Origin of the sequence: Priestia megaterium, assembly GCF_023824195.1 — a bacterium.
GTDB lineage: Bacteria > Bacillota > Bacilli > Bacillales > Bacillaceae_H > Priestia > Priestia megaterium_D.
In genome coordinates this window covers 2,472,078-2,497,236 of sequence record NZ_CP085442.1, presented here as the reverse complement: position 1 = coordinate 2,497,236, position 25,159 = coordinate 2,472,078, and the positions used below count along the sequence as shown (strand labels likewise).

Genomic DNA, 25,159 nt, shown 5'->3' with positions numbered 1-25,159 from the left:
TATGTACATAACTAAAAAAGCTAATGGCAGCGCGCAGCTAGCCATTAGCTTTTTCATTATTTTGCAAATACATGATGTCCTATTTTAATTGTTTCTTGTTTTTGGCGCAGCCATTGATCTCCCGTTTTATCAGGATTAAAGAAGAATAATGAACCTTTCCCTTGACCTTGGAAGTTAATTGCTTCTTCTACAGCTTTTTTTGAATCTTTGTCTGCAGGTTTATTAATTTGACCGTTGCTGACCGGACTATACTGACCTTTTTGATAAATAACGCCTTTTACAGTGTCCGGGAATTTGCTGCTGTCCATTCTATTTAATACAACTGTCGCCACGGCTACTTTGCCTGCATAAGGCTCTCCTTTGGCTTCAGCTGATACAAGACGAGCTAATAATTCTTTATCATTTTTATTTACTTGAATGTGCTGTTCATGAGCGGGCGCTGCAGCAAATGCTGAGTAACCTGCACCAAAACTTGGGATAAGCATTGCTATAGCAATCACTAGTTTCTTTATCATAAAAATAAAAAGCCTCCTTGCTATTTCTTGACGTGGTTCATATGCTAGCAGAAATATAGGAGTCTTTCATTACAAAAAGTTATCCAATTCCAAAAGAACTTAGATGTTATTGTCTTCTTTAAACAATCTTTAGCTTATAAAACTGAACCCTTTATGATTACGTATTAGTTGCACTTCTAAATCTTAAAGAAATTATATTTTTTCTGTTTGAAATATAAAGTTTGAATTGTATATTTCCTTAACTACTGAAGAAAGAATATCAATTCCTTTCTTTAACTCCTCATCTGTAGCAGTAAGACTTATGCGAATGCACTCCCGGTTGTGAGAAGAAGATTGGCTGCCGTGAAAGAATGATCCGCCTGGTACTACAATCAAGTTTTCTGCTTTTAATTTATTGTATAGATCGTTATCACTGAAAGGCAAACCTTCTAACCAAAGCCAACCAAATAACGAACCTTCCGCTTTGTGCAAATACCAAGGAATATCATCAGGCATACGTGTAGTTAAAAGATTTTTTAAATAGTCATGTTTTTGTTTATAATGAGTTCTTATATAGTTAGCTGAAATTTCGGGTAAATTCCCGCTCTTTAAGGTGTTAACCACCATCCGCTGACCTAACCTAGAAGAGTGAATCAAAATATTTGATTGAAATGCTTCCATTACTTTTATGAAGTCACTTTTTCCTATAGCAATTCCTATTCTTTCTCCAGGCAATCCGGCTTTAGAAAGACTCATGCAGTGAATGATATTGTCATGTATGATTGGATCCATTTCAATAAAATTAATAGCAGGAAAAGGCGGTGCGTAAGCTGAATCAATTAGCAATGGAATGTTATAGTCCTTGCACACTTGGGATATAAGCTGTACGGCTTCTTCGGAAAGAATGTTGCCGCTTGGGTTATTAGGCCTTGATAATACAACAGCTCCAACGTCTGGGTCCTGAGCTATTTTATCTTTAAATGCCTGTTTGTTAAATTCATAACGAAACGTATGATGATCAATCTTTGAGAGGATAGGAGGAATTCCTTCTATTACACCTTCCTCGAGCGCGACTCCACTATACCCAGCGTAATCTGGCAGCATAGGTATTAATGCTTTTTTCACTCTTCCTTCTTTACTTGTACCGCAAAACGAATTTAAAGCTAAAAAAAAGAGATTTTGACTTCCCGAAGTGATCAAGACTTGTTCTCTGTCCAGTTTAATACGATAATTCGTAAAGAAGTATTCTCTTATGCAATCAATTAATTCATGCGTACCGTAACTAGAACCATATTGGCTAATCAAATTTTTTAATTGTTTGTCGTTCACAATATCTCTTAAAGCTTCTTCCCACATTTCATAAACTTGAGGGAGGATAGCAGGGTTGCCAGCGCTTAAATTCACATATTGATTGAGATCGGAATTGAGCACTTTTTGGATGTCATGCATAATAGCGCGAACGCCTACTTTATTAGTCATTTTGTTTCCTATTTTACTTAAATGCAAAGCAGTCACTAGTGCACCTTCTCCTTAAAGATTATGGTCATCGAATAGTAAGTATGGAACTTCAATCTTTTTATTTTGCTGATTAATAAAGTAATTGTCCGGGATAATAAATTTATCACCGTTCTCACTAGGTAATAAGTATTTTCGAACATAATGTTCAGCTTCTTCTTTATAGTCAAGGTCACTTTGAATCATTTCAAGTTCTTCAATTTCTTTTACTAAAAGATCCAGTTCTTTTAAGCATATGTCTAAATCTAAATAAGCATGGTCTCCTTTTCGGGATATTGAACGCCCATTTGCAACTAACCAGCTAAAAAGAAAAAATCCTGTTCCAGAATCAAAGTTTCGGGGTGCATTATGCTGACTAGGGTATCTTAAAAGTCGTTCAAAGAGAACAAATTCCGTTATCTCTTCCCAAAAAGGATATTTTCTTTTATGAAGAGTCAGCACTGTCTGGCAATCTACTTTAACTTCTTCTAGTATGCCTGCAAAAAAATTCATTTTCGCCTGTATATGTTGGTCAAAAGGTTTATTTCCGCAGTGATGGTAATAATCATGCAGATATCCCCAGATTACCCTTGCCTGATAGGTGTCTTCTCTATTCATAGTATGAGATTTAAAGTTAAAATCAGGAAAGATAGAATACGCTCTTTTTAATGTATCCTCATTGTATATGCTGTGAAATTTATTAAAGAAAAATATCGCGAAGTTTTGACTTGTTACCTTTTCTTTTGTTTTTACATTCTCAGGGAAAAATACAATACACTTCCCTTCCATAAATCCTTGAGTACCAGCCAACAGCTTTAAAGATTCACATCCATTTTTAGGATGAGGAAGGTCTGCTTCAATGGATTTCATGATTTCAGGTTCATCGCGAACGGCGATAAAGGCTTCTAAATAAAACCCTCTTTTTGTAGGGCCATTAGGCGTTACAATCGGTCCTAAAAAGAACGTCGCCTCCCCGTTTGCAGGCGGGCTATAAGCAATTAACATTTGATCAAAATAAGGAGCTTGATCGAGTCCTCTTTCGATCCAATCACATACGTCATTTTTTAATGCATTCCACACTTCAGGTAAATTTAAAGAGTTATACATTGTTTCAGTTTCAGCAACTACTTTTAATAAGAGCTCTCTAGCTTTTTCGTAATTTCTTTTGACCTCTCCATTTGGGCCCTGATATTTTCTTATCTCATATAGAGCAGGTACTATTTTATCGTTTAATAACTCCACTAAACTTTGAGTGTGATTTTTTGTTAACATGATTAAAACCCTCCTTTTTTAGAACAGCTACTTAGCAGAAATATTTTTAGATGATTTAAGAGTAGAGTTATTTGTGTTTTTCTCTATTTGCTTTTTTAAGTTAATAAATATAACCCCTGCTATTACAAACGCTGTACCTATATAGACCTGTTTGTTTAATGTTTCACCTAAAAAGACAAATCCTACATATAAGGCGATAACCGGTGAAATAAATAAATGCGCCGTTGCCTTTGATATATGCCATTTTTTTAATAAATAAATATTAATAGAAAACCCCAAGACCGACCCTATAATGGCCAAGTATAATAATGAGATAAGACTAACCCCAGAGAAAGTGCGGTTTCCATTCTCTATAAATAAACTAACAATCAGTAAACAACCGCCTCCACTTAGCATCGAAAAAGAATTAAAGGTCATAATAGGCAAGGATTTTATGCGAGATTGAACTTGAACAGTTATAAAAGCAGAACCTAGCATAGCCATTAAAATGACGATCATTGCTACTATTTGAATAACATTTCCCTGTATAAACAGCTGATTTCCAAATACAACGCTCATACCAATTAAGCACATGACTACACCTATCTTTTGTCCTTTTGTAGCTGGTGTTCCTTTAAATAAACGATTAAATAAAAGGGCAAACACTGAAATGCTGGCAGCTAAAACGGAAACAAGCCCGCTTGGCAAATAGACAGATGCCCAATAAACAGAACCAAACGGTAGAGCAAAGTACAAAATTCCGTTTAATGCTGAAATGATTACTACTTCTTTTGAAACGGCCATTTTTTTTGTGAATAAGAGGTAGAGGGCAATTATTAAACTAGCAATTAAAAACCTCATACCTGCTGACCATAGAGGCAAGCTATCCTTTAATCCAGTCTTTTGAAAAGCCCATGTCGTTCCCCCGATGACGGCTAATAGACAAAACAAAAGATGTACATGAATACGGGTTAATTTAGAAATCACTGTTTCACCTTATTTCTTTTTTAAAGTTGAGCCTATTTTCTTCCGTGGAGCGTAAAACACATCGGCACTTCTCCAAAATCTTTTACAACTGTTAACCCCTGCTCGTTAGCAGCTTTACTTGTTGTAATACATGCGTCTACCTTTCCTTCTAAGCAATCAATCGCCGCTTGAGCATTACTATTTACTAACTGAATATGGGTACTGATGGAATGAGCTAAATTAACAGGGGCAGGATGTGAAGCAATTAATAGATTATTGTTTGTTATCACCTCTTCTTTTGAGGCAAGCACCATGTTATACGTTGGCATAATAAAGCTATCTACTAGCTCTAAACTAGCTAAATTTTTGAACACAATATCATGTAAGTAAGGATATACCGCACAGCCTAGAAGAGCAGAACTCTCTGTTTCTTTCACATGAACTAAAGCTTCTTCCAACGTTTGATGCAAAAACACCTGACCTTGTATGCTTTGGCGTTCGAACCACAGATAGCCTGCTTTTTCACAATTTGTTCCTTCAGGCCCTAAGGTATGGATAATGCTAATCTTTTGAAGCTGCTTATTTTTCTTACTAGACGACTCTGCAACTATCATAGCCTTTGATACCCCCTATGCGTTTACTTTATTTTTATAAACGATTTTTACTTTGTTATCTAAATAGCTGTAATACTGCTCACAGTCGGAATAAGAGTCATGAGTGGTTAAAATAAATCCAGGGTAACCTGAAAAGTGCGGATATGGTAAAATGTCTGTCCCTTTAGTTATAAATTGAATAACCCTTTTTACTTCAGTATCTATACGCACGTCTTCTAAGCCTCGAATTTCTTTAAAAATCCCATGGCCTTGCACAGGAATAATGTAGTTGCCCACCACTTTCTTTCGTTTTTTTTCATTTTTTAATGCAGGAGGTTTTAATCCTAATACATAGTAAAAAACTAGCTCCATATAGTTAATACCTGTACTTTCCTTTACGATATAATGAGAAATACCAGACCCTCCAATACGCGCTCCTATTTCAATCACATAAGGTTTTCCCAATGGATCCAGGCGTAATTCAATATGAGCCGGTCCATCCTCAATTCCTAAAGCATTTGCTGCTCTAGCTGCTTCTTGTGCAATAGATTGCCAAACGTTTTCTTCTAGCTGAGCTGGAGCTATATAAACACCTTCTTCAAAAAAAGGTCCTTTGGAATTTCCTTTATAACCTATAGAAAGTACATAAACTTCTCCTTCTACAGAAAACGTCTCAATAGCAAACTCTGGTCCGTCTATAAATTGCTCAATTACCATGCCCGTTTTATTTTTTGTGAATTTACTTAGGTCTTCTTCATTTACGCGTCTCACTTTTTCTATGCTGTCAATCAGTTCCTTTTTATTATTCGCTCGTGATACACCTTGACTGGAAAATCCGTTAGAAGGTTTTACTACGACAGGATAAGGCAGTGAAAGATTCTTTAATTCCTCCGTATTTTCAACCTCTTTAAAATACGGAGTGTTAAGATCATTATCTTTTAAAACCTCTCTCATCTTCTGTTTATTGCGACAGTTACTAATCACAAACGGTGATAAGCCCGGTAAGTTTAATTTTTCTGTCAGCTGAGATACAAACTCTAACGCTGGCTCATATAATGTCATAATGCCGTCAAAAGGATTTTTGTGATGCTCTGCTTTAATAATCTCAAGAGCTTTGTCTGGGGTGTGAAATAAATCAATGGGTATGAAATTTTGTACGTTTTTAAGATGCTTAGGTTCTACTTCTTCTTGGTTATAAAAAAACGTCACTTTAATTCCGAGAGCTTCTGCTTCTTCAAAAATAAACGGTAAATATGTATTTTGTAACACAACTGCTAGATGCTTATTTTGTAACGGCATTTACTTCCCCCCTACTTTTAAACAGCTCTTCACTGTTCGATGACTAAATTCTAATGACCGCTTCATATATTTGTCAATTTAATTTTATATAACATTAGGAATATATAGAATATTTGATATATTAGTAAAAAGTAAAAAAAAGAATGGTTTATAGGGTTAATACTAAAGCGAAATTAAAAGCAGGAATTTTGCTATTTGATTATAAAGATATTGTGAGAAAAAATTTAACGAGAATTTTTATAAAAAAAAGAAAAGAGATTGAGACTTAACTAAATCAATAGACGAACAAATTGGATAAAGTAGCTAGTATAAATCACTTATTACACCGCTGTTGATTTCCGTGCAAGACTTCGCTTTCCGGGGGCGGCCGATGAGCCTCCTCGTTGCTTCCGCTCCTGCGGGGTCTCACCTATTCCGCTTTTCCCGCAGGAGTCTTCGTCTTGCCCTCCAATCACCAGCTAGAAGCACCTCCATACATGAAATCTACGTTCATCCTAACCATAAAAAAATCCGAACGATTCATCGTTCAGATCTTCCATCAATTAAAATAATTTTATCCCAGCCTCTTTTCGACTTAGCATTTATTTCATAGCTTGTACATGGTCATTAGATTTTTGTTTTGCATCACGCTGAACGAAAAAAATGATGCAAAGCGCCAGAAGATATAAACATGCAAAAGCTGTTATGTACCAAAGTGCTGAGGTAATTCCGCTTGCGTCCATAGTAAAGCCAATAAGTGCAGGGAAAATAGCTCCTCCAAGCCCTGAAAAACCAGTAATTAAACTTGTTACAATACGAGCAGATCCAGTAAACGTATGGTTAGCATATACCATCGTTATCGAATAGATACCTGACATTGCAAGCCCTAAAAACCCTAATAAAATATAGCCTGCTACTGCTTCTTTTAACACGATAAACAGCACTAAACTCACAATTGTTCCTCCAATGCTGCCAAAAAGATACCGTTCGTATGTAACGATTCGAATAATCCATCCAGTGGCTACTCGTCCTATTAGCATAGCCACCCAAAAAACGCTTATGCTCAAAGTAGCCTGTGAGGGAATTACGTCTAGATATGTGATAAAAATAGATGAAAGAAAATTATTCATACTGCTTTCTACTCCAGCGTACATAAAAATCATCACACTAAAAAGAGCAAGTATTTTCCACCTTTGATTCTTAGAAAGCACAGGCGCAGGCTCTGAACTGGCATCTGAAGCATCACTTTCTGAAGTTGAAACAGTCTCTTTTTTAAAAGGAATCACTTTACAGACTACAACCATTAGTAAAGCTAGTACACTTGTTATAAAAAATGAAAATCTCCAGCTGCTCTGTGAAATCAATAAGCTAGCTACTAACGGCATCAACAGCGCACCTAAGCCAAATGATACTTCTAAATAGCTCATGACAATAGCTCTTCTACCGATAAATACTTCCATCATTAAAGTAGCTACAACTACTTCCAATGCTGCTACACCAATACCGTTTAAGAAATTGAATACGATAATCCATTGAAATGGAGGCAGCAAAAGCATACCTATCTGTGATAACGCTATCATTAATGCCGCGATTGTAAGTAAATTCATTTCGCTGAAGCGTCCTAATAGAAAAGAAGAAAGCGGAACTCCTATCAAAAATCCTAAAGACCCTAATAATACAAGCTGCCCGCCAACTGTATAGGACACATGATAATGTGTTAACAATTGCGGTAAGACGGACCCTACGGCTGTAATGACTAATCCGCCTAGCAAATAAAGCGCATATGAAGCTAGCGCAAATTTTTTCATCTCCCCACTCCCTTAAATTCTCTAAAACTTTCTTTCTGTACTTCATTATAAAGCTTTTCCTTTAGTTGTTAACTGAAATTTGAGAAAAAAACCATTCTTCCTACTCTACTTAATTTCCAGTCATTTATAAGATAAAACAAAAAGAAGAAGACAGATGTCTCCTTCTTTTTTGTTTTTCACTTTACAATGACGCTTTTAAAATAGCTAAAATATCATCTTTATTTAGTTTTTTAAAGTTACCGAAACCTCCGTGCTCCATTTCACGAGCAGCAATTCCAGCAATTTCGTCTAGTCGCTCTTCTCCGATATCGTAATCCGCTAAGCGAGAAGGTGCACCAAGGCTTGACCAAAAAGCGCTTAGCTTATCGATTCCTTCTAACGCAATTTCCTTGTCGCTTTTACCTGTAGTTTCAATATTGAACATGCTTGTCATTACACGCTTCATACGAGTTACATCTTGATCTACAACGTGTCGCATCCAATTTGGGAATAGGATTGCTAAACCGCCCGCATGAGGAATGTCATATACCGCTGATACCGCGTGTTCAATTGTATGTGAAGCCCAATCGCCAAAGTAGCCCATTTGAAGTGTTCCGTTTAATGCGATTGTTCCGGAATATAAAATCGTTTCGCGGTGTTCGTAGCTTTGCAGATCTTCTAGTAACTTCGGCGCTGTTTCAATTACTGTTTGTAATACAGAATAGCACATACGATCTTGTAAAGGCGTGTTTTTCACGTTATGAAAATATTGTTCAAACACGTGACTCATCATGTCTACCATGCCGTAAATAGTTTGATCTCTAGGAACAGACATCGTGTTCACAGGATCTAATATAGAAAATACAGGGTGCGTAACAGCGCTGCCCCAAACGTATTTTTCATTTGCTTCCCAGTTCGTAATAACGGAATCAGGATTCATTTCAGAACCTGTTGCTGCCAATGTTAATACCGTGCCAAACGGCAGTGCTTTTGTAGCCGTTACTTTTTTGTTAATGATATCCCAGACGTCTCCTTCATACTCAGCTCCGGCAGCGATTGCTTTTGTGCAGTCAATAACGCTTCCTCCGCCGACTGCTAACATGAAGTCAATGTTTTCATTTCGGCAAATTTCAATTCCTTTTCGCACCGTAGATAGTCGAGGGTTAGGCTCTACTCCCGCTAACTCGTGTATGTTTACGTTTAGCTCTTTTAACAGTGTAAGAACTTGATCGTATAAACCGTTTTTCTTAATGCTTCCTCCGCCGTAAACAAGCAAAATATTTTTTCCGTATTTCGGGAGTTCTTCTGATAATGCTTGAAGCTGATCTTTTCCGAAGATGAGTTTTGTGGGATTATGATAAATGAAATTTTCCATACTATCTGTATACCTCCTAGTTGAATGTAAAATAAGTTGTCGCATTACGCGAACAAGAATGTAAGTATAAATGTAAAACAAAAATTTTTCAAGAGTTAAGTTCTCATATCGCGTACTTTATTTTATTGCCTGATTAAAATCAAAAAAATGATTTCTTAGACATAGAAAAAGAGCAAGTAAATGCTCTCTTTAAAGTTCTTTTTCTTTATAAGCCATTTTTCTATACGTAACAAAGCCTTCTTTTTCGTAAAAGCTCTCGGCAATCGTATTATCATTCCAATAATCTAACTCAATTGTATTTATGTCTTTTGTACGAGCAATGTTATAAATTTCTTTCATCAAAATCGAACCAAACCCTTTGTTTTTATAGGGTTCTGCGATATTTATTTGATGAACGTAAATTGACTTGTAAGCTTTTTTAAACACTGTCTCTGAATACTGCTTTATTTCTAACCAAGCGAATCCTACATGCTGTCCTCCGTCTTCTGCTAAAAGAAAGATAAATCTATCGTTTCCCATCACTTTCTTAAAAAATTCATGTATCTGATGAAAATCATATGTTTGAAAGTGCTGCGGATATAATTCTACATGCAGTTGATGAACAGACTGATTAAGCTTGGCAATTTTACCAGCATCGAAAGTACGGCTAATCTTCAATTTTTTCTCTCCTATATATCTCGTATTTAGTAATGGTCGTTATGAATTTATTTCGTTTAATATAGCCGGTGCGTTTGAGGTAAATAACAGATAGTTTTTATTGGTCGTTTTTATAAAGATGCGGTCAGTCGTTCCGTACGGAGGGCCAATTCGAATGGCGTTTGCTTCTTTACCTCCGTACGTGTCATCTTCCATTACTTCAAGAATGTCTTCTAACGGAATCGTGAAGTGTGCAAGCTGCCATTTTATAATGAGATTATCATTTATTTTTCGGACACTGATAGTTGGTGTAAACATTTTATACATCCCCTTTGGTTTCTATTTTCCCTTCCTTGTTCTAGTAAAAAACAAGTTCATTTCCCCTTAACTTTCTCCCTGTGCAATGTGTTCTTTTATCCTTAAAATCGCTTCTTTCGGACAGCCTTGAAAATACCCTCCATGATAACAAATAACATGCTCAATGTCGTAGTGTAAGAATTTTTCGAGTGATTGAACTGCTTGGTCCATATTTAAGGTCGTTTGTTTAACAGGTCCCATTAGTCGTCCATTTGCCAATACTAAAGCATCTCCAGCAACCAGTGTTTTTGATTTTCTTAAATAAAAACTTACATGCCCAGGTGTGTGTCCAGGGGTAAAAATCACTTCAATGCCTTCACAGTATGGGAGCATTTGACTCCCTTTTAATACTATATCTACGTCAACTTTTGGAGGATTTTTATACAAATATTTTATTTCATCAGGTATAGCTGCTAGTTCTTCGTTACTCATTCGACTCGCATTCGTTTTAATAAGCGGAAGTTTCCCTTCAATATACGGCTTATCAAATTCATGAGCATATACTATGATATTTTCATTTGATTTTTTTCGTATATCAGTAGTACATCCTATATGATCTAGATCTTGGTGTGTTAGAAGAATTACTTTTAGCTGTTCAATAGATATATTCAATTCACCCAAGGCCTCTTTCAGTTGATCGGTTTGCCCAGGCATTCCTGTATCAATTAGAATAGCTTCATCGTTATTCCAAACTAACGTAGGATTTAATATTATATCTTGGTCAAAAGCTCTGGCAGTCAACTGTAGCATTTCAACACCTGCAGAAATTCTCATTACAAACCCCTTTTCTTATTAAACTATAAAGATTTTCAACCTCCATAATCGCTTAGCATGCAGTGGTATTCTTGAATTTTATCAATAAACAAAATAAAAACCAGACTGGAAAAAAATCACTTTTTATGCTATGATATCTATAAAATAAAGCTTACTATGATAGATTTTTATAAATGAAAAGGTGAACCTTGTTGTCCAAGGTTCACCTTTTTTACTTATCGTTAGCTGCTATAGCTTTTTTATTTCTTATCCTCTTTTTGAATACACTCATGCAAAGGTACAACCTTGGTTTTCTTTGCTATTTTATATCCCCACCACGTCGCTAAAAAGAGAGGCAGACCGATGTATGAGACCGTCAAGCCGTACCAATCAATTTTGTCAGAAAGTACCGCTTGATAATTCTGTCCTAGAATAACGATGAGGCACATTCCAAATGCAAGAACAGGACCTAGAGGAAACCATTTTGCTTTATACGCCAGTTCATTTATATCCTGTCCTGAAGCAACATATGCTTTTCGGAAACGATAGTGGCTGATGGCAATACCAATCCACGCAATAAATCCGCTCATGCCTGAAGCGTTTAAAAGCCACATATACATTTGATCGCCAAAAATTGATGTTAAAAAGGCAAGACCGCCAATGATAGTGGTTAAAACAAGCGCGTTTACTGGAATTCCTCGACGATTAATTTTTCGGAGCGCTTTAGGCGCTTGTCCTTCATTTGCCATTGACCATAACATTCGCGTAGAAGCATATAAGCCCGAAGTTCCGGCTGATAAAACCGAGGTAAGAATAACAGCATTCATCACTGAAGCAGCTGCAGCAATTCCTGCTTTTTCAAAAACAAGCGTAAATGGACTAACAGCAATGTTATCTACGTCTCCTCCTAGAAGAGATGGACTTGTGTAAGGAATGATAAGCCCGATTACAGCAATGGCTGCAATATAAAATAGAAGAATGCGCCAAAAGACTTGACGAATGGCTTTAGGTATATTTTTTTGAGGGTTTTCACTTTCCCCCGCCGCAATGCCGACTAGCTCTGTACCTTGAAAAGAAAATCCCGCTATAAAGAAAATGCTTAGTACGGACAGAAATCCGCCGTTGACCGGCGCTTCTTCTAATGTAAAGTTTTTAAAGCCGATATATTCACCGCCGAAAATGCCAAAGATCGTCAGAAGGCCCACTCCGATAAACACAATGATGGTCACTACTTTTACGAGAGCAAACCAATATTCAGATTCTCCATAGCTTTTTACAGATAGGAAATTAAGTAAAAAAATTAAGCCTAAAAACAAAGCGCTCCAGATAATACTTGGCACATCAGGGAACCAAAACTTCATGATAATAGCAGAAGCAGCTATTTCTACAGCGAGCGTAACAGCCCAGTTAAACCAGTAGTTCCAGCCGAGCGCAAAGCCGAGAGCTGGGTCTACATAATGACTGGCGTACGTTGAAAAAGAACCTGATACCGGCATAAACGTAGCCATTTCTCCAAGGCTAGTCATGAGAAAGTAAACCATAATTCCAATGGCCCCGTAAGCAATCAGCGCTCCTCCAGGTCCAGCAGTTTGGATGGATGATCCCGTGGCTAGAAATAAACCAGTTCCTATTGACCCTCCAATGGCAATCATGGTCATATGACGTGCTTTTAAATGGCGTTTTATATGCTTATCGTCCTGCTTTTTTTCTTCTTCATTACGATTTATATCGACCGCTTCCATACTTATCCCACCTTTATAAATGAACTATGCGCACATGTTTAACGTAAAGCGTATAAGAATATCCATCTCCTATAAAAAGTAGGAGATGGACCCTTCATTGCTTACTTTGAAAAATCAAAGTAGTTTCGTTTTAATAGACGAGGCAGGCTCATAAGCTGTTCGTACGTTACACTTTTTTCTAAGGCAGAGGTGTTGATTAAAAACAGTTGATCTTCAATGTGTCCAACCGTTTCATCTGTTTGATACGTAATTCCGCATTCTGAACATGTAATGGAAGGCGTCTCTTTAATTTCTATGGCTTTTGTGCCGTCAGGAAGCTCCCAATAAACCGTTGCATCCGTCTCTTTCGCTTCATAGGATTCGCACCATTGACATTTCAATATTATTCCTCCTTCGCTCCCGCCGTTTCGTATTTTTTCATTTGCGTTTCAAATTTTTTCTCTTTTAATTGATCGCGCTTTTCACGCTTGTCTTTTAAAGAGCTATGCTCTGGATTTTGGTCATACGTTTTCCGGCGGTCAAGACGGTTTAGACCTTCCGGCGTTAAGTTGAACTTTGTATCATCAATAATCGAAAGAACACCGTTGCTTTCAAATTTTTCAAACACTTCAGGATATACTTTTTTATAAAATTCTTCTGCGCTTCCACTTTGGTAATTTTGCGGCTCCGGATAAGATGTAATAACACCTTCAAAGTTTCGAAGCACCACTTTATTGGAGCTTTGAGAAATAATGTAGTTTGGCTGCAGCGGAATTTTACCGCCTCCTCCAGGAGCATCCACGATAAACGTAGGAACTGCATAGCCGGACGTATGGCCGCGAAGTCCTTCCATAATTTCTAGCCCTTTACTGATCGGCGCACGGAAATGGCCGATTCCTTCTGATAAATCACATTGATAAATGTAATAAGGACGCACGCGGATTTTTACTAAATCATGCATAAGCTGCTTCATGATTGGTACGCTGTCGTTAATTCCGGCTAAAATAACCGCTTGGTTTCCAACTGGAACTCCTGCATTTGCAAGCATTTCACAGGCGCGTTTTGATTCTTCTGTAATTTCGATTGATGTGTTAAAGTGCGTATTTAGCCAAACCGGATGATATTTCTTTAAGATGTTGCACAGATTTTCTGTAATGCGCTGAGGGAATACTACCGGCGCTCTTGTACCGATACGAATAATTTCTACGTGCGGAATATCGCGCAAATTTTTCAAAATATATTCTAAAATATTGTCATTGATTAATAGGCCGTCTCCTCCGGAGATTAATACATCACGAATTTGAGGGTTGGCTGCAATGTAATTAATAGCTGTATCCAGCTGTTTTTTGGGAACGCCCATGCCAATTTGTCCTGAAAAACGTCTTCTTGTACAGTAGCGGCAGTACATAGAGCATTGATTTGTAACTAAAAACAGCACGCGGTCGGGATAACGGTGCGTTAAGCCAGGAACCGGTGAATCTTCATCTTCGTGAAGCGGATCTTCTAAATCATACCTTGTTTTATGCAGTTCTTCTGAAATAGGAACGGACTGCATTCTGATTGGACATTTCGGATCGTTCTCATCCATTAACCATGCGTAATAAGGAGTGATGTTTAACGGAATCGTTTTGGTTGCAATTTTAACACCTTCTTCTTCTTGAGGTGTTAAATTTATCACTTTCTTTAAATCTTCCAATGTTTTAATCGTGTTTGTCAGCTGCCATACCCAGTCGTTCCACTGCTCATCCGTTACATCTTTCCAAAGCTCGATTTCTTTCCAATGTCTGCTTGCTTTATATAATGTATTTTTCATTTTATATTCCCTCCAAAGTTCATTTTTTGAATAGATGTTCTACTAAGAAATTGACCGCACCATATAATAGCGATCTTCTCCTTCGCCAAACTCTCCTGCTCGCGTTTCTTTAATCATAAAGCCCATTTTTTTATACAGCTTCACAGCCCCTTCATTTTTTACATTCACAGTCAAACAAACGCTTTCGAAATTATCTCTTTTTAGAATCGAAAATATTTCTTCTAAAAACAGTTGTCCAATTCCACTTCCTTGTTTATCAGAGCGGACGTAGAACCCAAAGATATAAGCTTTTGTGATATCTTTGTAATCTCGAAGCAGCTCACAAATGGCAATTGGCCTTGCGTCATTTTCCTGGAAATATTGAATAAGCTTTCCGTAGCGTGCTAAAGGTACAAGCGTCTGTTCATCAACAGCTCCCATGCCCGGAAACGCATCTTTTTCAAGTTCAATCATCATCTTTTGCTGCTCCGGATTTAACGATTCCGGCACTTCGATATAGTACTGCTCTTTTAATGCATCCATTTTTCTTTCCTCCTTTTTTCACTTTCATATTTTGCATCTTGCAGCGGCCATATTGGATTTGGAATGTGCTGATAATTAAAGGTCGTTAAGCGATTTGATGCTACGCCTGGAGCATCCACATAGATGATAGATCCTACAAGCGGTTCAAAAGCGGCTCTGAAATGATTTTTAGCTTTTAAACCGATAATTTTTTTCGTCGCTGGCTCAATACCGATATGGCGAAAAAGTTCAGGATCGTTTGCTGATACCGGCCTTCCAATCAGCAAAATATCCAATTCTCCTACTCGAATATGAGCTGCACCTTTTACATTTACTTTCAAATGCTGATTAAACGGTCCCGAATTGTAAAACTCACCTTCTGATAAACCAATGACCTGTGCTTTAACTTCAACAGGCTTTCCGAACTCAGGAGAAACTTTTCCTCCTAAGGAAAGAGAGACGTAATTCCCAACTCCTGCTTGCACGCATTGTTTAATAGAGTCAGGGTCATAAAGACCTCCAAACAGTGTCCCCGGCATATTTAGCTTCAGCATGTATTCCAAAAGCTCTGTTGTATCGCCGCTTCCGCAGCTTAAAGGATTGTCCGCTATATCAGCGAGCACAATTGGCTGTTCGTTTGATAGTTTTAACGCTGTTTGCAGACCTTCTTCAACGGTAGGCAAATCTACGATAAACTCTTCTTTTATACTCCAAAACTGAGAAGCTAGTTTCTTTGCTGTTTTTTCTGCTGTTTCAGGATTCAAAGCTGTTACGAGCACGCTTGCTCCGGCAATTGGAATATCAGAATACGGAAAGCCTCCAAAAACGGACACATTGTATACGTCTACTTCTTGCTCGGCTTGTTTAGCAAGATCAATCATTTTTTTCATCGGCCCTTCTGCTGTTCGCATATTAATCGACGGCAAAAGCATAGGCAATTTTTTTAAAGATGCATAATAGATAGCGCTTTCTTTTACTTGTGTTAAAAGCGCTCGCGCTGCATTCACTCCTTGTTCATACATATCAACATGAGGATATGTTTTAAACCCGAAATGAAGCGGCGTGTACGTAAGCATATCTTCACTGATATTTGCGTGCATATCGAGCGTAGTAGCAATAGGAACGTTGCTTCCTATACAGCTTCTTATCTGATTTAACAAATGAGCTTCAGGATCGAAAAGATGTTTTACGACCATTGCACCGTGCAAAGCGATTAACAAACCGTCTAACGGTCCCGCATGAGTAAGTGAGTGCAGCATTTGCTTTTCAATTATGTGATAAGCTTCAGAAGATACAATCCCGGACGGAACTGCAGCTGCACAAACAAGGGGAACGATTTCTACCTGCTCTTCTTGCTTTAATACATCTAAAAATCCCCCTACTTCTGTTTTGGTTCCTGAGTATGCTTTATATATTTCCGTTCCAACAAAATAGCCTTCTTGTACAAACTGTTCTATTTCTGTTTTTAATGGACTAAAGCTGTGAGATTCATGATAAAAAAAGGCAATGCCAATGCGATATGAAGACATGTGCTCCTCCTTTTCGCTAAGGTGCGAGATTAATAGTTGGTGTAGACAGACTTCCATTCTGTCATCACATCAAATGCATGATGAGAAACTTCCCTGTGACCGTTGCCAGACATCTTCATTCCTCCGAATGCTACCCCCATTTCAGCATTAGATGTTCCATTATTGATATAGACTAATCCGCTAACAGCGTCTTTGGCTGCTCGGCTGGCATAATGTAAGCTGCTTGTATAAATAGAAGTGGAAAGTCCATACATCGTCCCGTTATTGACCCTCATTGCTTCTTCATAGCCATCTACTTCAATAAAAGCAAGCACGGGGCCAAAAATCTCTTCTTGAGCAATGGTGTGGTTCGAACGAACGTTATCAATAATCGTAGGCATGTAATAACAAGTCCCTAACTCTGATAGAGCATGACCTCCGAGCGCAATATTTCCGCCTTCTTCCACCGCTTTTTGCACGTAATCTTCTACTAAACGGCACTGCTGTTCATTTACAAGCGGGCCTATCACAACCCTTTCATCAAGACCATTTCCAATCTTCATTTCCTTTGTAAGAGCTACTACTTTTTTCAAAAGCTCTTCTTTTACTGAACGTTCTACAATCACTCTGCTAGCTGCGGTACAGCGCTGTCCCGTTGTTGTAAATGCTGATTTAACAATTCCTTCTGCTGCTTTATCCAAATCAGCATCTTTTAATACGATAACCGCGTTTTTTCCTCCTAGCTCTAATGAAATTCGTTTTAAGGTTTTGCTGCTCATTTCTGCTAATTGCTGCCCAACTTCCGTAGAGCCCGTAAATGAAATGATTTTCACTTCAGAGTGCGTAGCAAGCTTTTGTCCAACAATTCTACCGGATCCCGTAAGCAAGTTAATTGTTCCTTTTGGAAGTCCCGCAGCGTGCAATACTTCCATAAAAATCTTCGCTGAGAGCGCCACTTCTGAAGCCGGCTTCCAGACAACGGTATTGCCAGCGATTAAAGCGGCAAACATTTTATAAGAAGCGAGAGAAACAGGAAAGTTCCAAGGTGTAATACATGCCACAACTCCAAGCGGTTCGCGAACCATTTTTATATCTCGGTCAGGAAAGCCAGCGGGCACTATTTCGCCAAACAAACGTCTTCCTTCTCCCGCCATATACTGAGCTGTTGCAATGACGACACCAACTTCCCCTATGGATTCTGTCAGCGGTTTTCCCATCTCTTTTGTCATCACTTGAGCTAGCTCTTCTTTTCTGTCTTCAAAAAGCTCAGCTGCTTTTGTTAAAAATGCTGCACGTTCAGGAATAGATGTATTTTTCCAGTGGCTGTAGGCTGTACTAGCCGCTTTTACCGCATCGTCGACTTGACTAGCCGTAGCGGCTGCGCACGTTCCGACGAGCTCTTGTGTTGCAGGGTTTATACTTTCAAAATAGGTTTGCTCCTCTTCACTTACCCACTCGCCGTTAATATATAAATTTCCTTGTAACAGTTCGGTTTTAGTGTGACTCATATTGTTACCCTCCTTTTCATTTAAAAAGCTAGTTAATTGAAACTGCTTCTGTGATGACTTCTTCTAGTAAAGACAGCCCTTGATTCAGCACGTCTTTATCAATATTTAGCGGCAGCATTAAACGAATGGTTTGCCCTTTGACTCCACAGTTCATAATAAGCAGTCTTTTTTCCAGCGCTTTTGATTTAATAACAGGGACATAAGCAGCTGCTGTTTCAGCATGAAATTCAATACCAATCATCATACCAATTCCTCTAACCTCTTTAATAGCCGATAAATGTCCGATAGAATGCTGAAGGCGTTTAACAATATCAGTACCTACTTTTTCACTGCGCTCTACAAGCTTTTCTTCTTCAATGATTGAAATATTAGCTAAAGCAGCTGCGCACGATACTGGATTTCCACCAAAAGTAGAACCATGTCCAGCTGTTGGCCATTTCTCATGCAGTTCTCGGCTTGCTACAATAGCTCCTAATGGCATGCCACCGGAAAGAGCTTTTGCTAAAACTAAAATATCTGGTGTAACTCCAGCATGTTCTGCGGCAAACATTTTTCCAGTGCGGCCAAATCCCGTTTGCACTTCATCAAAAATAAGCAGAATTCCGTAATCATTCGCTATGTCTCTCAGTGCGCGTAAAAAGCTAGAAGGAGCAGGGTAATAGCCTCCTTCGCCCATGACTGGCTCAATTACAATCGCTGCTACGCGTGAAGGATCTACTCGCAGTTCAAACAGCTTTTGCAGTTGATTTAAGCAATATGCTTCCGCTTCTTCCTCGTCAACATTAGGAAGCTGACTTGGATACGGATAAGGAGCGTGATACACTTCTCCTAAAATCGGCTCGTAGTAGCTGCGGTATTTTGAGCTTGAAGCCGTAATAGCTGTAGCTCCTAGTGTACGGCCGTGAAAAGAACCTTCAAAAGCAATGATCGCTGGTCTGCCAGTGGCCGCTTTTGCTAATTTGAGCGCACCATCAATGGCTTCTGCGCCTGAGTTTGAAAAAAACACCGTGTCTAAGTTTCCAGGAGTAATTTGCGCAAGCTTTTCTGCTAAATTCACTGCTGTTTCGTAATAGCCGTAGTTTAAGCCTAGGTGAAGCAGCTGATCTGCTTGTTTTTTTATCGCTTCTACCATCTTTTCATGCGTATGACCCACTGCATTGACAGCTACTCCTGATACAAAATCAATGTATTCCGTGCCATCAGCTGTCCAAAATTTCGCACCTTGCGCTTTTTCAATAACAAGCTCTGTTACTCTTGTCATCACGGGTGATAAATGTTTTTTTCCTTTGATTTGAAGCTCTTCTGTTTTATTTTGCACTTTCATATGACTCATCCTTTCTTATGTGCTGATGAAAAATAGAAAACGCTTGATCTAGCAATCTCACTATTTCATCAACTTCTGATTTCGTTATATTTAAAGGAGGACTGATAATGATATGTTCTCCTTTATGTCCATCTACAGATCCGGATCCTGGATAAAATACGCCTCCAAGCTCCATACAAATTTCATTGAGCTTTTCGCTGGCTGCTTCACTTGGCTCGAAAAATATCTGTTGATTGGCGTCTTTCATTAATTCTAATCCAATTAAAAGGCCGCGGCCGCGAATATCTGAAATATAAGGATGCTTGCGCTGCAGCGCTACTAAACATTCCATTAAATACGCGCCTTGAGTTTCAACGTTTTGAAGGATATTCATTTCTTCATACATATCCAAAGCAGCAAGACCTGCTGCTATTGAAACAGGATGTCCACTGTACGTATAGCCATGAAGAAATTTCCCGCTGCTATTTTCTAACAGGCCTTGAATCAGACGGTCATGGACAATCATTCCTCCTAAAGGAGCGTACCCAGCTGAAACTCCTTTACCAAACGTTAGGATATCCGGTTCGATTCCGAATTGTTCCACTGCAAAATCAGTTCCCGTTCTCCCGAAGCCTGTCATAACTTCATCAACAATCAAAAGAATGTCATAGCGGCTGCAAAGCTCACGTACTTTTTTGAAATAGTCAAGCGGAGGTACAACAGCTCCTTGCTGACTTCCTACGATGGGCTCTGCGATAAAAGCTGAAATATTTTCTGGACCAAGCTCTAAAATGGTGCGTTCGATATCGGTGATACAGCTCCAGTTTTGATTTGCCATGCAGTCCTCTTGATTGCGATTATACGGACAGCGATGACAATACGGAGAATAGACGTGCGCAAAATGTAAAAGATTAGGTGTATAAGGATATCGTCTTTTTACGTCCCCTCCAGCTGATAGTGCACCTATCGTATTTCCGTGGTAAGACTGCCACCTTCCGATTACGATGTGTTTTTGCGTCTTTCCGGCATCTCTGTGATATTGCCTTGCTAATTTTAATGCACTTTCATTTGCTTCTGATCCTCCTGATGTAAAATAGACTTTGTTTAAATGAGGTGGCGCCATTTTACCAATTACACCTGCAAGCTTATGCAAAACATCCGTTTCAAAACGTAATGTATGAACAAACGCCGCTTTTTTTGCCTGATCAGCCATCGCCTCGGCTATTTTTACAATGCCGTGCCCTAAGTTTGCCGCCACGGCCCCGGAGCAGCCGTCTAAATACTTTTTTCCTTGTTCATCTATTAAGTAGCTTCCTTCACCGTGTGTAATCATAGGGTACTTTTTTGTTAGATCTCTATGAAAAACATAGTCTCTTTTTATTTCGTCCATCTTTCCACCACCATCGCCATTCCTAATCCTCCTGCAACGCAAATAGTTGCGAGGCCGTATCGTCTTTTTTGCTTTTGGAGCTCATGACACAAAGTTGTTATAATTCTTGCCCCGGAGCAGCCTAAAGGGTGTCCAAGCGCAATCGCTCCTCCGTTTACATTCACTTTTTCTGATGTGATATTCCATTCTCTTAAGCAAGCAATACTTTGGGCGGCAAATGCTTCGTTTAATTCAATCAAGTCCATATCACCTAAGCGTAAACCGACTTTATTTAAAGCAATTTGTGAAGCAGAAACAGGGCCAATTCCCATTTCCTTTGGAGAGACACCGGCCGCGGCAAATGACACAATCTTTGCCATAGGTGTTAATCCGAGGTGCTCAGCTTTTTCTTCCGACATCAGCAGCATCATCGAAGCGCCATCGTTTCTGCCGGATGAATTGCCCGCTGTCACCGTTCCATTCCTTTGAAAAACTGGCTTAAGCGCACCAAGCTTTTCTTTACTAGTAAGCCGCGGAAATTCATCTGTTGCAAAATGCCCCATTCCTTTTTTTCCTTCTTTTACAGGCACTGGGATAATTTCTTCTTCAAACAAATCAAGTTCTATAGCCCGCCTAGCTTTTTCCTGACTATAAAAAGAAAACTCATCTTGTTCCGCGCGGCTAATACTATACTTTTCAGCGAGCCACTCGGCCGTCTGTCCCATTGTAAACGTTCCGTATAAAGTTTCAGGCTGTGATTTTGGCTGACTTTCTGTATTAGAGTCATAGAGTGTTAAATCACCAACGTGAAAACCGAAACGAGTGCCTACCGTATAGTGCGGTGCTTGAGACATGCTTTCCACTCCTCCGGCTAATACCACTTCGGCTTGACCCGATAAAATGGACATAGCTCCATTCATCACAGCCTGCATACCTGAGCCGCACTGGCGGTGCACGGTATAAGCTGGAATACGTTCAGAGAATTGAGCTTTCAGTCCAGCTACTCTTGCTATATTAGGAGCATGAGCGCTTTGTTTCGTTTGTCCGACGATAATTTCATCGACAATCTCTGACGTGTATCCGGCTGAAGACAAATTGTTTTTCATCACAAGAGAGACTAGTTCTTCCGGAAGCGTATCTGCAAGCGAACCGCCAAACTTTCCGATAGGAGTTCGAAATGCATTTACAATCACTGTCATTATGCCGTCACCTCATTGTCTTTACTAAACAATTTAGAAACGTGAAAAGAAGCCTGTGTTTTTTGTTTTACTTCCTCTAAAGAAACACCGGGAGCTGTTTCAAGAAGTTCAAGACCAAGGTCCGTTACCGAAAAGACAGCTAATTCCGTAATAATCATATCGACTCGTCGCTCTGAAGTGAGCGGATAGGTTAACTTCCCAACTAGCTTTGACTCTCCTTGACTATTCGTATGAAGAGTCGTCACAATCACTTTTTTTGAACCTTCTAATAAATCCATTGCTCCTCCTACGCCAAGAACGCTTTTCCCAGGAACAGCCCAGTTTGCAATTCGGCCTGCTTCATCTACTTGAAGCACTCCAAGAATGGATACATTCACATGGCCTCCGCGTATCATGGCAAAGGAATCGGCACTGTTAAAAAATGAGGAACCTTCCAAAACCGTGACGGGCAGCTTTCCAGCATTCACAAGTTCTGGATCTACATAAGCTTCTTTAGGAGTAGGCCCAACGCCGAGAATCCCGTTTTCTGAATGTAAAAACACGTGAACATCGGGTGAAATATAATTAGCAACCAGAGTAGGAATGCCTATTCCTAGGTTCACTACATCTCCGTGACAAAGCTCTTTTGCAGCACGCGCAGCAATATATTGTTTGACGTTCATCTTATTTTTCTCCTTTCACTACGATATAAGTAACGTATAAATGAGGAGTTACAATTTCTTCAGGAGAAATCTGTCCAACTTCAACAACTTCTTCTACTTCGGCAATCACGATATCAGCGGCTGTTGCCATCATTGGATTAAAGTTTCTTGCTGATTTGCTGTAAATAAGATTTCCGAGTCGATCTGCTTTTTTAGCTTTTATAAGAGCTACATCTGCGTGCAACGATTCTTGCAAAACATATTTCTTTCCTTTTAATACTCGTTCTTCTTTTCCTTCCGCCAGCTGGGTCCCTACGCTCACAGGCGTATAAAATCCTCCGATGCCTGCTCCTCCTGCTCTAATAGCCTCGGACATTGTTCCTTGTGGGATGAGCTCCACTTGAAGTTCTTGTTGTTGACAAGCGTGTACAACTTCAGGGTTGGAAGTAAAATAAGACCCTATGGCTTTTTTTACTTGTTTTTTTTGAACCAATACACCTAATCCTTTTCCAGGTTCACCGAGGTTATTACTAATAATCTCTAAATCTTTAAGGTTTGATTTGGCAATCGCTTCAATCAGACTAAGCGGGCTTCCAACAAGACCAAATCCACCTACCATAATGCGTGCGCCATCTGTTATTTTTTCTATTGCTTCTTCGCGCGTGATGATTTTGTTCATTTTGTTTCCTCCTTTTCTTTTTATATTTCACAGCGCTTTACACGAAAAAAACCAAGCAGGACACAATGACTCCCAAAAGAAACAGGGATGTCCCCCACTCTTTGTAAAGTGTGTGTGTCTGCTTGGTTTTAATAAGACCATGAAAAGAGGTTGTCTTCTCACTTTATTCTAACCAAACGCTATGTAATTTTTTGATTCACATTATCCCAGTAACGTTGGATTGCAGCCTGGAGCGCTACGATAATCGCCTGTTGAGATGGAGCAAAATAATAATTTTGAATACGTTCAATAAGAGGTTCAATTCCATCTGCAAGGCAGTAACCAATAAGCAGCTTCCGGAAAAAATTTTGCGTCAGCTCCGTAATAAACGTAAACTCAGCATTTACAATTTTATGCTCTGTCAGATCCACTTCTAGTACAATTCCCGCATGCTTATACATTTCATACATGGAAGTTCCCTGTGGAGCTTTTGCATATCCTGTCACAATGACTGTATTCAGTATTTGCATGCCCCTTAATCTCCTTTTAAAAACTATTTAATTACTCCGCACTTTTACAATAATAATTCTGAAAGGTCAAATGAGATTAACTCATATGCTTTTAGTTATGTAAGTGCTTTCATTTTTAAAAAGATATGTTCTTACACAACTAATATTTCGCCTTTTCTAGGCAAAATCCTTCTTTTCTTTTAAAAAAACTTTCTATTTTTTTATTTATTCCGCTTTATTGAAATTTATTCGAGTCTCCATCAAACTTTTCATCCGCTATACGGATGGACTCTGTTGGACAGCCTTCAAACGCATCTATTAAATCGTCTTCCAGCTCTTGGGGTACTTCAACCGTGCCTTGATTATCATCAAGTATAACGAACGCAATTCCTTCATCATCATAATCATAAATATCAGGTGCCGCAGCTCCGCATGCACCGCACGCAATACACGTTTCTTTATCGACTATCGTATATTTCCCCATGATCATTCTCCTAACTAAGTTTAAAAGTTATTACTCATTACCAGCCGCGTTCTTGCATACGATTTTCTGGTAATAATGATGAAATTTCAATTCCTTTCATTGCACTTCCTAATCCTTTTGACAAGTTTGCAATAAGTTCATAGTCTTGATAATGCGTTGTTGCTTCCACGATTGCTCGCGCAAATTTTTCAGGGTTGTCTGATTTGAAGATTCCTGATCCAACGAACACACCGTCTGCTCCAAGCTGCATCATTAACGCTGCGTCTGCTGGTGTTGCTACGCCGCCTGCTGCAAAGTTTACAACCGGTAAACGGCCTTCACGCTTAATTTGCAGTAATAACTCATAAGGCGCACCTAATAGTTTTGCTTCTGTCATTAACTCATTTTCGTCCATACCCACAACTTTACGTACTTGAGCGTTTACTTGACGCATATGACGCACTGCTTCGACGATGTTTCCTGTCCCTGGTTCGCCTTTTGTACGAAGCATCGAAGCACCTTCACCAATTCGTCTTGCTGCTTCTCCTAAATCACGGCATCCGCATACAAATGGAACCGTAAATGTACTTTTGTTAAGGTGATATTCCTCATCAGCTGGAGTGAGTACTTCACTTTCGTCAATGTAGTCTACACCCATTGCTTCTAGCACACGTGCTTCAACGATATGGCCGATACGGGCTTTCGCCATAACTGGAATGGATACAGCGTTCATCACTTCTTCAACAATTGTTGGGTCTGCCATACGAGACACGCCGCCTGCTGCACGAATATCAGCTGGAACACGCTCTAATGCCATAACGGCAACAGCGCCTGCTGCTTCTGCAACTTTTGCCTGTTCTGCATTGATCACGTCCATGATAACGCCGCCTTTTTGCATTTCTGCCATTCCCCGCTTCACGCGGTCCGTTCCATTTCTCATCATATCTAATTCCTCCTTTATATGTTCAAGTACTTATCATGC

Annotated in this window: 26 protein-coding genes; all 26 read right to left on the bottom strand. The window is 39.1% G+C overall.

Annotation, left to right across the window (positions count from 1 at the left end):
• Positions 1–56: 56 nt before the first annotated feature.
• The 26 genes from LIS78_RS12610 to pdxS all read right to left on the bottom strand — a co-directional run bounded on the left by LIS78_RS12610 (position 57) and on the right by pdxS (position 25,120).
• Complete coding sequence (locus LIS78_RS12610; protein WP_252285284.1) at positions 57–515, bottom strand: cell wall hydrolase; 459 nt, start codon at positions 513–515, stop codon at positions 57–59.
• A gap of 192 nt (positions 516–707) precedes the next feature.
• Complete coding sequence (locus LIS78_RS12605; RefSeq protein WP_252285283.1) at positions 708–2,009, bottom strand: valine--pyruvate transaminase; 1,302 nt, start codon at positions 2,007–2,009, stop codon at positions 708–710.
• 15 nt (positions 2,010–2,024) lie between these two features.
• Positions 2,025–3,260: a DUF6421 family protein gene (locus LIS78_RS12600; protein ID WP_252285282.1), complete on the bottom strand. Its 1,236-nt coding sequence runs from the start codon at positions 3,258–3,260 to the stop codon at positions 2,025–2,027.
• Between the two features lie 27 nt (positions 3,261–3,287).
• Complete coding sequence (locus LIS78_RS12595) at positions 3,288–4,226, bottom strand: DMT family transporter (protein ID WP_209151664.1); 939 nt, start codon at positions 4,224–4,226, stop codon at positions 3,288–3,290.
• 32 nt (positions 4,227–4,258) lie between these two features.
• Entirely contained in the window at positions 4,259–4,819 is a 561-nt protein-coding gene (locus tag LIS78_RS12590) for a hypothetical protein (protein WP_252285281.1), read from the bottom strand.
• 15 nt (positions 4,820–4,834) lie between these two features.
• On the bottom strand, positions 4,835–6,097 hold the full coding sequence (locus LIS78_RS12585) for an ATP-grasp domain-containing protein (RefSeq protein ID WP_209151663.1): 1,263 nt from the start codon (positions 6,095–6,097) through the stop codon (positions 4,835–4,837).
• Between the two features lie 320 nt (positions 6,098–6,417).
• The gene (locus tag LIS78_RS31385) at positions 6,418–6,552 is read right to left on the bottom strand and encodes a hypothetical protein (RefSeq protein ID WP_286676960.1); all 135 of its coding nucleotides are present in this window, start codon (positions 6,550–6,552) and stop codon (positions 6,418–6,420) included.
• A 126-nt stretch (positions 6,553–6,678) separates the two neighbouring features.
• Positions 6,679–7,884: an MFS transporter gene (locus LIS78_RS12580; RefSeq protein WP_252285280.1), complete on the bottom strand. Its 1,206-nt coding sequence runs from the start codon at positions 7,882–7,884 to the stop codon at positions 6,679–6,681.
• A gap of 181 nt (positions 7,885–8,065) precedes the next feature.
• A complete protein-coding gene (locus LIS78_RS12575; protein ID WP_252285279.1) occupies positions 8,066–9,238 on the bottom strand; it encodes an iron-containing alcohol dehydrogenase in 1,173 nt (390 codons plus the stop codon).
• A 189-nt stretch (positions 9,239–9,427) separates the two neighbouring features.
• Positions 9,428–9,895 carry a GNAT family N-acetyltransferase gene (locus LIS78_RS12570; protein ID WP_252285278.1) on the bottom strand — a complete coding sequence of 156 codons (468 nt, stop codon included), beginning with the start codon at positions 9,893–9,895 and terminating at the stop codon, positions 9,428–9,430.
• Between the two features lie 39 nt (positions 9,896–9,934).
• Positions 9,935–10,192 (bottom strand): SunI/YnzG family protein, encoded by a 258-nt coding sequence (locus LIS78_RS12565; protein ID WP_195783178.1) that lies wholly within the window; start codon positions 10,190–10,192, stop codon positions 9,935–9,937.
• Between the two features lie 66 nt (positions 10,193–10,258).
• Positions 10,259–11,005, bottom strand: coding sequence for an MBL fold metallo-hydrolase (locus LIS78_RS12560; RefSeq protein WP_252285277.1), 747 nt, complete (start codon positions 11,003–11,005; stop codon positions 10,259–10,261).
• 239 nt (positions 11,006–11,244) lie between these two features.
• Positions 11,245–12,726, bottom strand: a complete 1,482-nt coding sequence (locus tag LIS78_RS12555) for an amino acid permease (protein WP_116072215.1) — start codon at positions 12,724–12,726, stop codon at positions 11,245–11,247.
• A 101-nt stretch (positions 12,727–12,827) separates the two neighbouring features.
• The gene (locus LIS78_RS12550) at positions 12,828–13,106 is read right to left on the bottom strand and encodes a YokU family protein (protein ID WP_013057076.1); all 279 of its coding nucleotides are present in this window, start codon (positions 13,104–13,106) and stop codon (positions 12,828–12,830) included.
• A 2-nt stretch (positions 13,107–13,108) separates the two neighbouring features.
• Positions 13,109–14,518 carry a lysine 2,3-aminomutase gene (kamA, locus tag LIS78_RS12545; protein WP_029714300.1) on the bottom strand — a complete coding sequence of 470 codons (1,410 nt, stop codon included), beginning with the start codon at positions 14,516–14,518 and terminating at the stop codon, positions 13,109–13,111.
• Between the two features lie 42 nt (positions 14,519–14,560).
• Entirely contained in the window at positions 14,561–15,040 is a 480-nt protein-coding gene (locus LIS78_RS12540; RefSeq protein WP_195783181.1) for a GNAT family N-acetyltransferase, read from the bottom strand.
• Complete coding sequence (locus LIS78_RS12535) at positions 15,028–16,548, bottom strand: M81 family metallopeptidase (RefSeq protein WP_195783182.1); 1,521 nt, start codon at positions 16,546–16,548, stop codon at positions 15,028–15,030. Before LIS78_RS12535 ends, LIS78_RS12540 begins: the two co-directional genes overlap by 13 nt.
• Before the next feature lie 29 nt (positions 16,549–16,577).
• A complete protein-coding gene (locus LIS78_RS12530; protein ID WP_252285276.1) occupies positions 16,578–18,035 on the bottom strand; it encodes an aldehyde dehydrogenase family protein in 1,458 nt (485 codons plus the stop codon).
• A gap of 28 nt (positions 18,036–18,063) precedes the next feature.
• Positions 18,064–19,359, bottom strand: coding sequence for an aminotransferase class III-fold pyridoxal phosphate-dependent enzyme (locus LIS78_RS12525; protein ID WP_195783184.1), 1,296 nt, complete (start codon positions 19,357–19,359; stop codon positions 18,064–18,066).
• Positions 19,343–20,728 carry an aminotransferase family protein gene (locus tag LIS78_RS12520; protein ID WP_195783185.1) on the bottom strand — a complete coding sequence of 462 codons (1,386 nt, stop codon included), beginning with the start codon at positions 20,726–20,728 and terminating at the stop codon, positions 19,343–19,345. Before LIS78_RS12520 ends, LIS78_RS12525 begins: the two co-directional genes overlap by 17 nt.
• A complete protein-coding gene (locus LIS78_RS12515) occupies positions 20,716–21,906 on the bottom strand; it encodes a thiolase family protein (protein WP_195783186.1) in 1,191 nt (396 codons plus the stop codon). Before LIS78_RS12515 ends, LIS78_RS12520 begins: the two co-directional genes overlap by 13 nt.
• Positions 21,906–22,568, bottom strand: coding sequence for a 3-oxoacid CoA-transferase subunit B (locus tag LIS78_RS12510; protein WP_195783187.1), 663 nt, complete (start codon positions 22,566–22,568; stop codon positions 21,906–21,908). Before LIS78_RS12510 ends, LIS78_RS12515 begins: the two co-directional genes overlap by 1 nt.
• Before the next feature lies 1 nt (position 22,569).
• Entirely contained in the window at positions 22,570–23,226 is a 657-nt protein-coding gene (locus tag LIS78_RS12505) for a CoA transferase subunit A (protein WP_195783188.1), read from the bottom strand.
• A 179-nt stretch (positions 23,227–23,405) separates the two neighbouring features.
• Positions 23,406–23,735, bottom strand: a complete 330-nt coding sequence (locus tag LIS78_RS12500; protein ID WP_013057066.1) for a DUF3870 domain-containing protein — start codon at positions 23,733–23,735, stop codon at positions 23,406–23,408.
• A gap of 214 nt (positions 23,736–23,949) precedes the next feature.
• The gene (locus LIS78_RS12495) at positions 23,950–24,198 is read right to left on the bottom strand and encodes a ferredoxin (RefSeq protein ID WP_013057065.1); all 249 of its coding nucleotides are present in this window, start codon (positions 24,196–24,198) and stop codon (positions 23,950–23,952) included.
• Between the two features lie 37 nt (positions 24,199–24,235).
• On the bottom strand, positions 24,236–25,120 hold the full coding sequence (gene pdxS / locus LIS78_RS12490) for a pyridoxal 5'-phosphate synthase lyase subunit PdxS (protein WP_195783189.1): 885 nt from the start codon (positions 25,118–25,120) through the stop codon (positions 24,236–24,238).
• Positions 25,121–25,159 lie beyond the last annotated feature (39 nt).

Bases quoted from the DNA above. Each gene is read 5' to 3' on its own strand.
- LIS78_RS12610 (WP_252285284.1), bottom strand. From the start codon at position 515: ATGATAAAGAAACTAGTGATTGCTATAGCAATGCTTATCCCAAGTTTT.
- LIS78_RS12600 (WP_252285282.1), bottom strand. From the start codon at position 3,260: ATGTTAACAAAAAATCACACTCAAAGTTTAGTGGAGTTATTAAACGAT.
- LIS78_RS12590 (WP_252285281.1), bottom strand. From the start codon at position 4,819: ATGATAGTTGCAGAGTCGTCTAGTAAGAAAAATAAGCAGCTTCAAAAG.
- LIS78_RS12585 (WP_209151663.1), bottom strand. From the start codon at position 6,097: ATGCCGTTACAAAATAAGCATCTAGCAGTTGTGTTACAAAATACATAT.
- LIS78_RS12580 (WP_252285280.1), bottom strand. From the start codon at position 7,884: ATGAAAAAATTTGCGCTAGCTTCATATGCGCTTTATTTGCTAGGCGGA.
- LIS78_RS12575 (WP_252285279.1), bottom strand. From the start codon at position 9,238: ATGGAAAATTTCATTTATCATAATCCCACAAAACTCATCTTCGGAAAA.
- LIS78_RS12565 (WP_195783178.1), bottom strand. From the start codon at position 10,192: ATGTTTACACCAACTATCAGTGTCCGAAAAATAAATGATAATCTCATT.
- LIS78_RS12560 (WP_252285277.1), bottom strand. From the start codon at position 11,005: ATGAGAATTTCTGCAGGTGTTGAAATGCTACAGTTGACTGCCAGAGCT.
- LIS78_RS12555 (WP_116072215.1), bottom strand. From the start codon at position 12,726: ATGGAAGCGGTCGATATAAATCGTAATGAAGAAGAAAAAAAGCAGGAC.
- kamA (WP_029714300.1), bottom strand. From the start codon at position 14,518: ATGAAAAATACATTATATAAAGCAAGCAGACATTGGAAAGAAATCGAG.
- LIS78_RS12540 (WP_195783181.1), bottom strand. From the start codon at position 15,040: ATGGATGCATTAAAAGAGCAGTACTATATCGAAGTGCCGGAATCGTTA.
- LIS78_RS12535 (WP_195783182.1), bottom strand. From the start codon at position 16,548: ATGTCTTCATATCGCATTGGCATTGCCTTTTTTTATCATGAATCTCAC.
- LIS78_RS12530 (WP_252285276.1), bottom strand. From the start codon at position 18,035: ATGAGTCACACTAAAACCGAACTGTTACAAGGAAATTTATATATTAAC.
- LIS78_RS12525 (WP_195783184.1), bottom strand. From the start codon at position 19,359: ATGAAAGTGCAAAATAAAACAGAAGAGCTTCAAATCAAAGGAAAAAAA.
- LIS78_RS12520 (WP_195783185.1), bottom strand. From the start codon at position 20,728: ATGGACGAAATAAAAAGAGACTATGTTTTTCATAGAGATCTAACAAAA.
- LIS78_RS12515 (WP_195783186.1), bottom strand. From the start codon at position 21,906: ATGACAGTGATTGTAAATGCATTTCGAACTCCTATCGGAAAGTTTGGC.
- LIS78_RS12510 (WP_195783187.1), bottom strand. From the start codon at position 22,568: ATGAACGTCAAACAATATATTGCTGCGCGTGCTGCAAAAGAGCTTTGT.
- LIS78_RS12505 (WP_195783188.1), bottom strand. From the start codon at position 23,226: ATGAACAAAATCATCACGCGCGAAGAAGCAATAGAAAAAATAACAGAT.
- LIS78_RS12500 (WP_013057066.1), bottom strand. From the start codon at position 23,735: ATGCAAATACTGAATACAGTCATTGTGACAGGATATGCAAAAGCTCCA.
- LIS78_RS12495 (WP_013057065.1), bottom strand. From the start codon at position 24,198: ATGGGGAAATATACGATAGTCGATAAAGAAACGTGTATTGCGTGCGGT.
- pdxS (WP_195783189.1), bottom strand. From the start codon at position 25,120: ATGATGAGAAATGGAACGGACCGCGTGAAGCGGGGAATGGCAGAAATG.